Source organism: Streptomyces sp. NPDC100445, from assembly GCF_044759735.1.
In the GTDB taxonomy this organism is placed as follows: domain Bacteria; phylum Actinomycetota; class Actinomycetes; order Streptomycetales; family Streptomycetaceae; genus Streptomyces.
Map to the genome: position 1 here is coordinate 540,608 of NZ_JBIVZV010000003.1, position 12,045 is coordinate 552,652.

Genomic DNA, 12,045 nt, shown 5'->3' on the forward strand with positions numbered 1-12,045 from the left:
TAGGGGGGGGGGGGGGGGGGGGGGGGGGGGGGGGGGGGGGGGGGGGGGGGGGGGGGGTGGGGGGGGGGGGGGGGGGGGGGGGGGGGGCGGGGGGCACGGGCCCCCCCCCGCGCCAGGTGCACGAGCCGTGGGTACGGGGGGAACCCCGGCTCAGTGCGACGGCCGATGACCAGTCGGCTCACTCTCTACTGCGTACGACGGTCCAGAAACGTCACACCTGGCGCCGAAAAATTTTCGACGCCAGGGAAACCGCAGGTCAGGTGGGGTTGCTTCGGTCAGGGCGCGGTGTATGCGGGAGTCGGCGAGGGGGCCGCGGGAGCGTGGACGGAGGGAACGGGGACGGAGACGGCGCCACCGCGGTGACGGCCGCCCTTGCCGCCGGTACCACCGCCGTCGCCCTTCCCATGCCCCCTGCCACCGGCGTGGCCCTTGCCCCCGCCGTGCCCCTCGCCCTCGCCCCCGCCTTTGTCCTTGTCCCCACCCGCGCCCTTGTCCCCGCCGGCGCCCTTGCCCTTGTCCCCGCCGTTGCCGTTGCCGTCGCCGTCGCCGTCGCCCCGGCCGGTGGTCTTCCCGGCGCCCGTGCCGCCGGTACCGGAGCCGGTACCGCCCAGCACGACCTTGCAGTACTTGGTCACGCGGGCCGAGCCGCCCGCCAGGTCGACCAGGGCGCGCCTGCGGCCGGTGTCCAGTACCCGGCCGTCCCGCAGGACCCGGCAGGCCTCGGCGGCGCCGGCCCACCCGGCGCCGTTCGTCGCGGAGGGCGCCCCGGAACCCGGGGTGCCGCTCGGGTCGGTCCCGCCGGCCGGACCGGACGACTCGCCGGAGGCGTCGGTGCGGCGGTCCCCCGGCCTGCCGCCCGGCGTGCCCGTGGCCGAACCCGAACCCGGACCCGTGCCCGTCACGTGGTCCGGTGTGGCCCCGGGAGACGGCGGGGTGAGCGGCTCCTCGGAGGTCTCGTCGGCGGGGACGGACGCGGCGGGGCCGGGCTTCTCGTCCCCGAACGGCGTGGGCAGCACTCCGCTCCCGGCGGCGACGGCGACACCGCCGAGCGTGCCCGCGGCCACCGCCGCGGCGAGCGCCAGGCGCACCGGGCGGCCCCAGCGGGGCCGCCGGGACGGCATTCCGGTACGGGTCCGGGCCCCGATGCGGACCAGGCCGGCGTCGGAACAGGGCACCGCCGCGCGGGAGCCGTCGGCCGCGGGCGAGGTGGCGGCCCGGTCGGCGTCGGCGGCCTCGCGGGCCTTGCGGAACGCGGCCAGGGCGGCCTGTTCGCCGGGCAGCTCACCGGTGCCGGGGGCGGCCTCCGCGGCCAGCCCGGACAGCGCGCCGAGCGCCTGGGAAAGGCGTTCTGCCTGGTCACGGGCGTGAGCATCGACGGCTTCAGGGGTCTCACCGCGCAGTAGGCGGTCCGCCGTCGCACGGTTGAGCCACCTGTACTGCTCGTCGGCCATCACATGTCCTTCTGCGTCCGCGTACGCGTATGCGTCACAGTTGCGGACGTCACCGCGCCACGGTGTGGTTCTCGTTGGGGCGGAAGCGCGTCGAGTCCGCCCGCCGATTCCGGATCGGCGCCGATCAGCTCCGCGAGCCGCTTCAGACCGCGGTGCGCCGCGGTACGGACTGCGCCGGCGCGCTTGCCGAGCGTCTCGGCGGCGGTCTTCGCGTCCAGGCCGACGACCACGCGCAGGACGACCGCCTCGGCCTGGTCCTGCGGGAGCCGGGCGATCAGCGAGAGGGTGCGGTCGGTGGTCAGGGCCTCGATGGCCTCGCCGGCCGTGTCGGACTCGGCGGCCCGGCCGGTCAACTCCGTCTCGTCGCCGCCGATGGCGGGGCGGCGGCCCCGCATGCGTATGTGGTCCAGCGCGCGGTTGCGGGCGATCCGGGCGGCCCAGCCGCGGAACCGGTCGGCGTCCCCGCTGAACCGGTCCAGGTCGCGGGCGATCTGGAGCCAGGCCTCGGAGGCCACGTCCTCGGCGTCCGGATCACCGACCAGTGTGCGCACGTATCCGAGCAGCCGCGGGTGCACCGCGCGGTACACCGCTCGGAACGCGGTCTCATCACCGGTCTGTGCCGCACGCACCGCGGCGGTCAGCTCCGCGTCGTCCCCCAGCACCGCACTCCCTTTAACGCCTGTCTTCGGTCGGCGCGAAAGGCACGTTACGGCGTGAAACCGTCTTCCGTCCACGTCTGTAGAAGATGCAACTAACTCGTGACCGGGCTCGGGTGTGCGCAGGGTGAGGCCGGGTCGGGGCGGTGTGTGCCCGAGGTGTGGCGGGGTGTGACAGAAACCGTGTGTGCGGCGCTGAAGAAAATACGGGCCGTGCGCGGCCCGTCCGCGCGACGGCCGGGGCCTCTCCTGTGGGGGGTGGCGGCCCCGGCCGTCGCCCCGGCCCACCACTCACGCCGGACGGCGACAGAGGGCGTGAGCGTCCGCGGCCACGGGGGCGACCGCCACTCGTCGAGGAGCGGAGTCAATTACGCTGACGCCAGGTGCGTGGTCCATGTGATCAGCCCGGGATCGATGCCCCGACCGCTCCTTGGCAATGCATGGAGGAAGCCGTGACCGCCGAACTCCCCGACTGGATGATCCCTCCCCGGCCCAGCGGCTGGGAAGCCGACGACCTCGATCACCTCCCCCAGGCCCCGCGGCACACCGAACTGATCGACGGAGCCCTGATCTTCATGCTGTCGCCACAGCGGTCCTGGCACTCCCGGCTCGTGGAGAACATGACCTTCGCCCTACGGCAGGCGGTTCCCACGGGGTTCGAGGTCGAGCGCGAGATGACCGTACGCCTCGACGGCAAGAGCCGGCCAGAACCCGACATCCTGGTCACCACCGCCGCGTACGACCCCGACCGCACCTGGTACGCACCCGACGACGTCGCCCTCGTCATCGAGGTCGTCTCGGAGGAATCGGCCGACCGCGACCGCTCGCTCAAACCCTTCAAGTACGCGCAGGCCGGGATCACCCACTTCTGGCGCGTCGAGGACGAGGCCGGGTCCCCCGCCGTCCACACCTACGAGCTCGACACCATGACCGGTACCTACGTGCCCATCGGCATCCACCGGGGCCGGCTGAGGACTCCCGTGCCGTTCCCGGTCGACATCGATCTCGACCTCCTCCTGCCCAAGGTCTAGCGCTTGCCCTTCGCCGGGGGTGCGGGCTTGGCGTTCTCGTGCGTGCCCCGGCCCTTCTTGTCGCCCTTCGCCCGGCCGGGCCGGCTGCCCCGGCCCTTCCCCGTGTCGGTGGTGGCGCGGGCGCGTGACCTGCCGGGGGGATCGGTCCGGGGGCCCGGCGTCGGGGCGGCGCAGTGGGCGGCGGCCTTTCCGGGACCGCCCGCCGCGGTGACCGGTCGCCGCCGGGCCGCCTGCGCCGGGGCGCCGCCCCGCTTCCCGGTCGGGACGTGGGCCCGGCAGTGGGCAGGGGTGTCCCGAGCGGCCGCCGGGTGCGCGGGTGCCGGGGTGACGGGACCGGCGGAACCGGTGTCCCCGCGCCCGGTCGGGCGGGCGTCGGCGGAGACGGCCGGGGCCGCCGGGGACGGGGGCGCGGGGCGCGGGCCGGAGTCGGCGGAGCCGATCGCGGCGACGGCGACCCCGCCCAGCGTGAGGCTGGCCAGGGCCAGCGACAGCGTGGTCCGTAACGACCGGCGGGCCCGGCGCGGGCGACCGGGCCGCCAGTCGTCCCGGGCCCGGGTCCGCGCGTCGTGGGCGCCGGCCGCGCGGGCGGCCCGGAAGGCGGCGACGGCGCCCCGCTCGGCCTCGGGGTCGACCTCGTCCCGGCGCAGTGCCGCGCGGAACCGGCTCTCGAACCCGGGGGCGTCGGGGGTGGAGACGGCGGCGGCGAAGGGGTGCGCGGACCGGTGGCCGGGCGGCCCCTCGCCGCTGTGCCGTTCAGCCATGCCCGTTCCCGTCCCTGTGTCCGCACCCGTGTCCGTACACGCCGTACGTCCGTTCATACGTGCCGCATGCCGTGGCGTTCATCCCGACTCCCCCAGCGCCGGGGCGTCGCCGTCCGTCACACCACCGCCGGTGCCGTCCGCCGGGCGGGGCTCGCCGAGCCGCCGGGCCAGGCGGCGCAGGCCCCGGTACGCGGCCGTGCGCACCGCGCCGGGGCGCTTGCCCAGGACCCGGGCGGCGGCCGGCCCGTCGAGGCCGACGACCACCCGCAGCAGCACCGCCTCGGCCTGGTCGCGGGGCAGCGCCCGCACCAGTTCCAGCGCGCGGGCGGTGGACAGCGACTCCAGGGCCTGCTCGTGCGTGCTGTGCCCGCCGGGCAGGTCCAGGGCGTCCTGCCCGAGCTGCGCCGCCCGCGGCCGTATCCGCTGGCGGCGCAGGTGGTCCAGGGCCCGGTGCCGGGCGATGGTCGCCGTCCAGCCGCGGAAGCCGGCGCCGTCGCCGCGGAACCGGCCGATGTCCCGGGCGATCTCCAGCCAGGCGTCGGACGCGACGTCCTCGGCGTCCTCGCCGACCAGGCCCCGCAGATAGCCCAGCAGACCGGGCTGCACGATCCGGTAGGCCACCGCGAAGGCGCTCTCGTCACCGTCCTGGGCCCGCGCGACGGCCGCGCCCAGCTCCCCGTCCCGCGGCTGCGGGCGGCGGGGTTCCCCTCCCTGGCCCAAGACCGTCCTCGTTCGTGCCGAGTTCCTGGCCACTGCGTGGCGCCTGTCTCACGGTCCGGCACGCCCGGCCGTGTCACCGCCCTCCACGATCATCAGCGTCGGCCCGGACGGAAGTGTCACAGCGGGCGGCCGGTCAGCCGCGGGCGGTCGCGTCGCGGCACAGCAGCCGGAGCGAGCCGTGGCCGTCGTAGCAGCGGCGGGCCTCGTCGACGGGGTCCCACAGCCGGCCGTCGGGGGTGCGCAGCCAGTGCTCGCCGCCGCTCGCCCACCACTCGGCGCCCGTCTGGCGGACGATCACCTCGCCGGCGTAGGCGCCGAGAGCGCGCAGCACGTGCGCGACGGCCTCGTCCGGCGGGCCCTCACGGCGTATCTCCTCGATCATCCGGTCGACGCGCCACAGGCTCTGCGCCGAGTAGTCGAGCCGGACGCGGGCGCCCTCGCGCAGGGTGGCCACCGCGTCCGCCGCCCACCGCACGGGTCTGGCCGCGGCCTGCGGCCTGGTCTCCTGCCGCGCCGTCCCGTACGGGTCCGTCGCCCGGCCTGTCGCGTGCTCTGTCGCGTGGTGCGTCGCATGGGTCGTCACATAGGGAAGAGCGAGCCGGGCGGGAGTTCTGTCACCCGGTCCGCGGCGTTCCGGCGAACGTCGCGGGAACGCCGCAGGTCCGCCGCGGGACGGGGACGAAACGTCCTCAGGCGCCCGGCCCGGCGGCGCCGCGCGCCCGGCGGGAGACGACCGCGCGCAGTACGCGACGGCCCTCGACGGACACCTCCAGCGCCGCGCGCAGGCCGTGCGCGCCGTGTCCGGCGACGAGTTCCAGCACCGCCGTCTGGCGGCGCAGCTCGGCGGCGACCAGCGGCGACGGGCCCCCCGTGTCCCCCGCACCGTCGGCGTCCGGGTCGGCGGCGGGGTCGAGCAGCCGGTGGACGCGCAGCGAGGCGGCCGAGCAGGCGTCGGCCCAGGGGCGGAGGGCTTCGGCGGTGCGCTCGGCGGGGGCGGTCTCCAGCATGCGGCGGACGAGCCGCGCGGCGTCGTCCGCGACGGACCCGGTGACCCCGGCGGCCTCCACGGGCCCGAGTGCCGCGCGGGCCTTCTTGAGGTTCCCGGCCCAGTCGGAGTCGTCGGCGAGGTTCGCCCAGAGGGGGCGCAGCAGCTCGTCGTCGCCGCCGAGCAGCGGCAGACACCGATCCGTACAAGCCAATCCGCCGGCGGCCAGTCCGCGCGCGTCGGCCCGTGCGACCAGTTCGACCAGGCTCATGAAATGTCCCCTCGCCAGGGCGCCGACCGGTACGGAGCCCGCACTTCCCCTTACTGCGTGCGACGGCGCGGGAGTGTCACATCAGCCGGTTTTCGGCCAACCGCGGACCGCGCGTACGGCTCCCGGAGCGGGGGCACCCGGCCCTCAGCCCAGTCGGTCGGCCAGCTTGCGGAAGTCGGCCCAGGAGAGCGCGGGGGTGCGCGGGTCCCAGAGCTTCTGCACGGTGGCCCGCAGCGGCATCCTGATCCCCGCGGCGACCTGGCCCTCCGTCTGCGCGCCGGCCCGGTCGCACCAGACGGCGAACGAGCCGCCGAGGATCTGCGCGTCGTAGCGGGCCGGTACGGCGGTCGTGCCGCGCAGCACCCGCGGGTTCCACTGCTGGTAGATGCGCTGTCCGGTCGGGTAGACAAAGGTCTGCGGCTGCCCGAGGACGTAGTAGAGGAACTCGTCGTTGTAGTTGAGGACCTTCCGGCCGGCGCTCAGGTACTCGGCCGGTGGCCGGGCGCCGATCTCCTTGCCGGTCCAGTAGGCGACCTGGAGCCCCTGATCGGGCTGGACGGCGGTGTTCCGGAGGAAGCCGTCGTTCCAGGCGCGGACGGTCCTGCCGTGGGCGCGGACGGTGGCGTAACGGTCGTTGAGCCAGTCGGTGGTGAGGTCGGCGACGGTGCCGCCGGCGCCGTGGGCCTGCCGCGCGGCGGCGGCCAGCTGGGGGTAGGAGGTCTGCGGGTCCCGCACGGTGAGCGCCTGGTACTCGTCACCGCCCAGGTGCCACCGGCCGCCCGGGAACAGCGGCGCGTACTCGTTCAGCAGGTCGTCGACGATCCGGGCGGAGGCGTCCTTGGAGATGTCGACGGCCCCCTTGGTGGGGACGCCGCTCGCGTTGCGCAGTTGGAGGTCGGGGTGGGCGGCGATGACGGCCCCGAGGTGCCCCGGCGAGTCGATCTCCGGGACGACGGTGATGTGCCGGGCGGCGGCCAGCGCCACGATCCGTTCGACCTGCGCCTTGGTCAGATGGTTCGGGGAGACGATCTCCGGGTGGGTACTGGACTCGATCCGGAAGGCCTGGTCGTCGGAGAAGTGCAGTCCCAGCTCGTTGAACTTCAGGTCCCCCAGCTCGCGTATCCGGTCCTCGATCCAGGTCTCGGAGAACGGCTTGCGGGCGATGTCGAGCATGAAGCCGCGGTCCGGCTTGGCCGGCCGGTCCCGGACGACGCCCTCCGGTGCCGTGCCGCCGCCGTGGACCTCCTGCTTCAGGGTGCGGGTGCCGTAGAAGACCCCGGCCTCGCCCGGCCCGCCGATGTCGACCCGCCCGTCGTGGACGGTCAGGGTGTACGACTCCTGGCCGCCGCCCCCGCCGCCGAGGGTGAGCCGGACGTCCCCGGCCCGGACGTCGCCCGCGCCCTTGCGCCCCGCGTAGGTCAGCCCGAGCTCCCCGGCTATGAGCCGGCCCTCGTCGGCCAGCTTCGGGTCGCCCACCACCACCCGCTCCCCGTGCCGGGGCCGCCAGCCGGGGCCGCGCGCGGGGGTGTGGGAGCGGACCGCGGGTATCGTGCGCGGGGCCCGCGACAGCGGGTAGGACCGGCTGGGCGTCGGGGCGGCCGAGGCGGCGGCCCTGTCGCCGGGGTCGGCGGCCGAGGGGGCCGTTCGGTCCGTGCCGGACACCCGTCCGGCCGACGGCCGCGGCGCGCTCCGGTCGGGCTGCGCGCCACCGCCGTCCGAGGCCCACACGCCGACGCCGGTGCCCAGCGCGACCGTCCCGACGAACGCGGCGGCCACCACCGCCCGCTTCGGTATCACCTGCCGCGCCGTTCCCCGGCGCTTGTGCTGGGTCACCCTGCCACCGTACGGCTCCGTCCGGCACAGCGGTCATCGAGGTGTTCGGAAACTCTTCCGTTCGAGTGAAATTCACGCATCACGGCGACACACCGTGACCACTCTCGATAACCTGACCACATCTTTCACAGGACCCCCTGCCACACCGCATGTGACGCGAGGACCCACGCTGCCCGCCCACCGTCTGCCGTATCTCCCGACGCCCCTCGACGCCCTCAACACCGCTGCCGCCGACGAGGTCCACGCCCTCCTCACGCGCTGTCTGCGCAGCGCGCGCTGGTCCCGCCGGATCGCGGACCACCGCCCGTACCCCGACGTGGACGCCCTGCTGGCGGCGGCGGACGAGGCGGCGTACGACCTGTCGCCGGGCGATCTGGCGGAGGCGCTGGCGGGCGAGTCACTGCCGGAGCTGCCCGGCGGCACCTACTCGGCGGCGCACATGGCGCTGGGCGCGGCGCAGGCGGCGTACGAGGCGCGCTTCGGACACGGGTTCGTCATCTATCTCGGCGACGTGCCCCCGGACGAGGCCCTCGACCGGGTCCTGGAGGCGATCCGGTCACGATTGGCGAACGATCCCGAGGAGGAACGGGTCACCGCCGCGGAGGAGCTGCGACGCCTCGCGCGGGGCCGTCTGGGCCAGTTCCTCGGGACCACCGGAAGCCGCGCGACCAGCCCGAACGCCCCCGTATCGGGCAAATGACCGCATCACGCGTCCCGGGTGGCTCCCCGCTAGCCCAACCGCGTGCCAGTTTGATCACACAGCCAGGCCCCCCGTCAGCGACGGCGCGGCGCCTCGCTACGATGCTTAGGGCCGGTGGACCGTACCCGGCCGGGCCCGACCGACAGTGAAGCCGGCGCGGCCCTAATCCCCGCTCCCGGAGGGTTCTTCCGTGCCGGCTGGAACGCTGTACCGCGGCCGGGAAGGAATGTGGTCCTGGGTGGCTCACCGAGTCACCGGCGTCCTCATTTTCTTCTTCCTGTTCGTTCATGTGCTGGACACCGCTCTCGTGCGTGTCTCCCCCGAGGACTACGACAAGGTCGTAGCCACGTACAAGACGCCGATCGTCGCGCTGCTGGAGTACGGCCTCGTCGCCGCCATCCTCTTCCACGCGCTCAACGGCCTGCGTGTCATCGCCGTCGACTTCTGGTCGAAGGGCACGCGCTACCAGAAGCAGATGTTCTGGGCCGTGATGGGTGTCTGGATCGTCCTGATGGCCGGGGCGATCTACCCGGTCCTCGGCCACGCCGCCCGTGTCCTCTTTGGGAGCTGACGCCGCCGATGTCGAATAACTCAGTCACGACTGAAACCGCCGCGTCCGGGGTCGGCCCCGTCGAGGGTGCCCCCGTGTACACCGTCGACAACCCGGCTCCGCTGATCGAGGCGCCGCGCAAGCGGACCAAGAAGTCCCCGAAGTCGACCCGCGGCAACTTCGAGCTGGCGGCGTGGGTCTTCATGCGCCTGTCCGGCATCGTGCTGGTCGTCCTGGTCCTCGGCCACCTGCTGATCCAGCTCGTGCTGGACGGCGGTGTCTCCAAGATCGGCTTCGCCTTCGTGGCCGGCCGCTGGGCGTCCCCGTTCTGGCAGGTCTGGGATCTGCTGATGCTGTGGCTGGCGATGCTGCACGGCGCCAACGGCCTGCGCACGGTCATCAACGACTACGCCGAGCGGCCCAACAGCCGCCTGTGGCTCAAGGGCCTGCTCTACACCGCCACGGTGTTCACCATCCTGCTGGGCACGCTGGTGATCTTCACCTTCGACCCGAACATCCGCTAGGCACGGGGCTGCGAGAATCATGAAGATCCACAAGTACGACACCGTCATCGTCGGCGCCGGCGGCGCGGGCATGCGCGCCGCCATCGAGGCGACGAAGCGCAGCCGCACCGCGGTCCTGACCAAGCTCTACCCCACTCGCTCCCACACGGGCGCCGCGCAGGGCGGCATGGCCGCCGCGCTGGCCAACGTGGAGGAGGACAACTGGGAGTGGCACACCTTCGACACGGTCAAGGGCGGTGACTACCTGGTCGACCAGGACGCCGCCGAGATCCTGGCGAAGGAGGCCATCGACGCCGTCCTCGACCTGGAGAAGATGGGCCTGCCGTTCAACCGGACCCCGGACGGCACCATCGACCAGCGCCGCTTCGGCGGTCACAGCCGCAACCACGGCGAGGCCCCGGTCCGCCGGTCCTGCTACGCCGCGGACCGCACCGGCCACATGATCCTCCAGACGCTGTACCAGAACTGCGTCAAGGAGGGCGTGGAGTTCTTCAACGAGTTCTACGTCCTCGACCAGCTGATGGCCGAGGTCGACGGTGTGAAGCGGTCGGCCGGCGTGGTGGCGTACGAGCTGGCCACCGGCGAGATCCACATCTTCCAGGCCAAGGCCGTGATCTACGCCTCGGGCGGCACCGGCAAGTTCTTCAAGGTGACGTCGAACGCCCACACGCTGACCGGTGACGGCCAGGCGGCGGTCTACCGGCGCGGGCTGCCGCTGGAGGACATGGAGTTCTTCCAGTTCCACCCGACCGGCATCTGGCGCATGGGCATCCTGCTGACGGAGGGCGCCCGCGGTGAGGGCGGCATCCTGCGCAACAAGGACGGCGAGCGCTTCATGGAGAAGTACGCGCCGGTCATGAAGGACCTCGCCTCCCGTGACGTCGTCTCGCGCTCCATCTACACGGAGATCCGCGAGGGCCGCGGCTGCGGTCCCGAGGGCGACCACGTCTACCTGGACCTGACCCACCTGCCGCCGGAGCAGCTGGACGCCAAGCTCCCGGACATCACCGAGTTCGCGCGGACGTACCTCGGCATCGAGCCCTACACGGACCCGATCCCGATCCAGCCGACCGCGCACTACGCGATGGGCGGCATCCCGACCAACGTCGAGGGTGAGGTCCTGGCGGACAACACCACCGTCGTCCCGGGTCTGTACGCGGCCGGCGAGGTCGCCTGTGTCTCCGTGCACGGCGCCAACCGCCTGGGCACCAACTCGCTGCTGGACATCAACGTCTTCGGTCGCCGGGCGGGCATCGCCGCCGCCGAGTACTCCGCGAAGGCCGACTACGTCGACCTGCCGGAGGCGCCGGAGTCCCTCGTCGTCGAGCAGATCGAGCGGCTGCGCAACTCCACCGGCAGCGAGCGGGTGGCCACGCTGCGCCGCGAGCTCCAGGAGACCATGGACGCCAACGTCATGGTGTTCCGCACCGAGCAGACGATCAAGACGGCCGTGGAGAAGATCGCCGAGCTGCGCGAGCGCTACCGCAACGTGGCGATCCAGGACAAGGGCAAGCGGTTCAACACGGACCTCCTCGAGGCGATCGAGCTGGGCAACCTGCTCGACCTGGCCGAGGTCATGGCGGTGTCGGCGCTGGCCCGCAAGGAGTCCCGCGGCGGTCACTACCGCGAGGACTACCCGAACCGCGACGACGTCAACTTCATGCGCCACACCATGGCGTACCGCGAGGTCGGCGCCGACGGCTCGGAAACCGTCCGTCTCGACTACAAGCCGGTCGTCCAGACCCGCTACCAGCCGATGGAGCGTAAGTACTGATGGCTACCCCTGTTCTGGACAAGGCGGACGAGGCCGGCCGGCCCGAGCCCGGTTTCGCCGACTCCCCCTACATCACGGTCACCGTCCGCGTCCGCCGGTACAACCCGGAGGTCTCGGCCGAGGCGAGCTGGGAAGACTTCCAGCTGGAGATCGACCCCAAGGAGCGTGTCCTCGACGCCCTCCACAAGATCAAGTGGGATGTCGACGGCAGCCTGACGTTCCGCCGCTCGTGCGCGCACGGCATCTGCGGCTCGGACGCCATGCGGATCAACGGCAAGAACCGTCTGGCCTGCAAGACGCTGATCAAGGACATCAACCCCGAGAAGCCGATCACGGTCGAGCCCATAAAGGGCCTGACGGTCCTGAAGGACCTGGTCGTCGACATGGAGCCGTTCTTCCAGGCGTACCGGGACGTGATGCCGTTCCTGATCACGAACGACACCAACGAGCCGACCCGGGAGCGACTCCAGTCCGCCGAGGACCGCGAGCGCTTCGACGACACCACCAAGTGCATCCTGTGCGCCGCGTGCACGTCGTCCTGCCCGGTGTTCTGGAACGACGGCCAGTACTTCGGTCCGGCCGCGATCGTCAACGCCCACCGGTTCATCTTCGACAGCCGTGACGACGCGGGCGAGCAGCGCCTGGAGATCCTCAACGACCGCGACGGCGTGTGGCGCTGCCGCACGACCTTCAACTGCACGGACGCCTGCCCGCGCGGTATCGAGGTCACGAAGGCGATCCAGGAGGTCAAGCGCGCGCTGATCACGCGTCGCTACTGATCCGCCGTAC

At 73.2% G+C, this 12,045-nt stretch carries 13 protein-coding genes; 6 read left to right on the forward strand and 7 right to left on the reverse strand.

Features of this window, described 5'->3' with window-relative positions:
* Positions 1–275: 275 nt before the first annotated feature.
* The gene (locus tag ACIQVT_RS11445) at positions 276–1,451 is read right to left on the reverse strand and encodes a hypothetical protein (RefSeq protein WP_403750796.1); all 1,176 of its coding nucleotides are present in this window, start codon (positions 1,449–1,451) and stop codon (positions 276–278) included.
* Complete coding sequence (locus ACIQVT_RS11450) at positions 1,451–2,113, reverse strand: RNA polymerase sigma factor (protein WP_403750798.1); 663 nt, start codon at positions 2,111–2,113, stop codon at positions 1,451–1,453. The genes ACIQVT_RS11445 and ACIQVT_RS11450 overlap by 1 nt, the downstream gene beginning before the upstream one ends.
* 434 nt (positions 2,114–2,547) lie before the next feature.
* Here ACIQVT_RS11450 and ACIQVT_RS11455 point away from each other — a divergent pair, with 434 nt between their 5' ends.
* Entirely contained in the window at positions 2,548–3,138 is a 591-nt protein-coding gene (locus ACIQVT_RS11455; RefSeq protein WP_403750800.1) for a Uma2 family endonuclease, read from the forward strand.
* On the opposite strand, the gene ACIQVT_RS11460 is transcribed toward ACIQVT_RS11455, so the two are convergent.
* The 5 genes from ACIQVT_RS11460 to ACIQVT_RS11480 all read right to left on the reverse strand — a co-directional run bounded on the left by ACIQVT_RS11460 (position 3,135) and on the right by ACIQVT_RS11480 (position 7,708).
* Positions 3,135–3,899, reverse strand: a complete 765-nt coding sequence (locus tag ACIQVT_RS11460; protein WP_403750802.1) for a hypothetical protein — start codon at positions 3,897–3,899, stop codon at positions 3,135–3,137. The two genes, ACIQVT_RS11455 and ACIQVT_RS11460, sit on opposite strands and share 4 nt — an antisense overlap.
* A gap of 78 nt (positions 3,900–3,977) precedes the next feature.
* Complete coding sequence (locus tag ACIQVT_RS11465) at positions 3,978–4,619, reverse strand: RNA polymerase sigma factor (protein ID WP_403750804.1); 642 nt, start codon at positions 4,617–4,619, stop codon at positions 3,978–3,980.
* Positions 4,620–4,752: 133 nt separating this feature from the next.
* Positions 4,753–5,094 carry a hypothetical protein gene (locus ACIQVT_RS11470; RefSeq protein ID WP_403750957.1) on the reverse strand — a complete coding sequence of 114 codons (342 nt, stop codon included), beginning with the start codon at positions 5,092–5,094 and terminating at the stop codon, positions 4,753–4,755.
* A gap of 214 nt (positions 5,095–5,308) precedes the next feature.
* Positions 5,309–5,875, reverse strand: coding sequence for a hypothetical protein (locus ACIQVT_RS11475; protein ID WP_403750806.1), 567 nt, complete (start codon positions 5,873–5,875; stop codon positions 5,309–5,311).
* Between the two features lie 144 nt (positions 5,876–6,019).
* Complete coding sequence (locus ACIQVT_RS11480; protein WP_403750808.1) at positions 6,020–7,708, reverse strand: glycoside hydrolase family 20 protein; 1,689 nt, start codon at positions 7,706–7,708, stop codon at positions 6,020–6,022.
* A gap of 151 nt (positions 7,709–7,859) precedes the next feature.
* Between ACIQVT_RS11480 and ACIQVT_RS11485 the strand changes: the two genes are divergently transcribed.
* The 5 genes from ACIQVT_RS11485 (at position 7,860) to ACIQVT_RS11505 (ending at position 12,035) form a co-directional block, all read left to right on the forward strand.
* Positions 7,860–8,408 (forward strand): 2-oxo-4-hydroxy-4-carboxy-5-ureidoimidazoline decarboxylase, encoded by a 549-nt coding sequence (locus ACIQVT_RS11485; RefSeq protein ID WP_403750810.1) that lies wholly within the window; start codon positions 7,860–7,862, stop codon positions 8,406–8,408.
* A 190-nt stretch (positions 8,409–8,598) separates the two neighbouring features.
* On the forward strand, positions 8,599–8,979 hold the full coding sequence (sdhC, locus tag ACIQVT_RS11490) for a succinate dehydrogenase, cytochrome b556 subunit (RefSeq protein WP_403750812.1): 381 nt from the start codon (positions 8,599–8,601) through the stop codon (positions 8,977–8,979).
* Positions 8,980–8,987: 8 nt separating this feature from the next.
* Complete coding sequence (locus ACIQVT_RS11495; protein ID WP_121787255.1) at positions 8,988–9,482, forward strand: succinate dehydrogenase hydrophobic membrane anchor subunit; 495 nt, start codon at positions 8,988–8,990, stop codon at positions 9,480–9,482.
* Between the two features lie 19 nt (positions 9,483–9,501).
* Positions 9,502–11,256: a succinate dehydrogenase flavoprotein subunit gene (gene sdhA / locus ACIQVT_RS11500; RefSeq protein WP_403750814.1), complete on the forward strand. Its 1,755-nt coding sequence runs from the start codon at positions 9,502–9,504 to the stop codon at positions 11,254–11,256.
* Entirely contained in the window at positions 11,256–12,035 is a 780-nt protein-coding gene (locus ACIQVT_RS11505) for a succinate dehydrogenase iron-sulfur subunit (protein ID WP_403750816.1), read from the forward strand. Before sdhA ends, ACIQVT_RS11505 begins: the two co-directional genes overlap by 1 nt.
* The last annotated feature ends 10 nt before the right edge of the window (positions 12,036–12,045 follow it).

Coding starts and splice junctions, on each gene's coding strand:
- ACIQVT_RS11505 (WP_403750816.1), top strand. CDS start 11,256: ATGGCTACCCCTGTTCTGGACAAGGCGGACGAGGCCGGCCGGCCCGAG.
- ACIQVT_RS11445 (WP_403750796.1), bottom strand. CDS start 1,451: ATGGCCGACGAGCAGTACAGGTGGCTCAACCGTGCGACGGCGGACCGC.
- ACIQVT_RS11495 (WP_121787255.1), top strand. CDS start 8,988: ATGTCGAATAACTCAGTCACGACTGAAACCGCCGCGTCCGGGGTCGGC.
- ACIQVT_RS11460 (WP_403750802.1), bottom strand. CDS start 3,899: ATGGCTGAACGGCACAGCGGCGAGGGGCCGCCCGGCCACCGGTCCGCG.
- sdhA (WP_403750814.1), top strand. CDS start 9,502: ATGAAGATCCACAAGTACGACACCGTCATCGTCGGCGCCGGCGGCGCG.
- ACIQVT_RS11455 (WP_403750800.1), top strand. CDS start 2,548: ATGGAGGAAGCCGTGACCGCCGAACTCCCCGACTGGATGATCCCTCCC.
- ACIQVT_RS11475 (WP_403750806.1), bottom strand. CDS start 5,875: ATGAGCCTGGTCGAACTGGTCGCACGGGCCGACGCGCGCGGACTGGCC.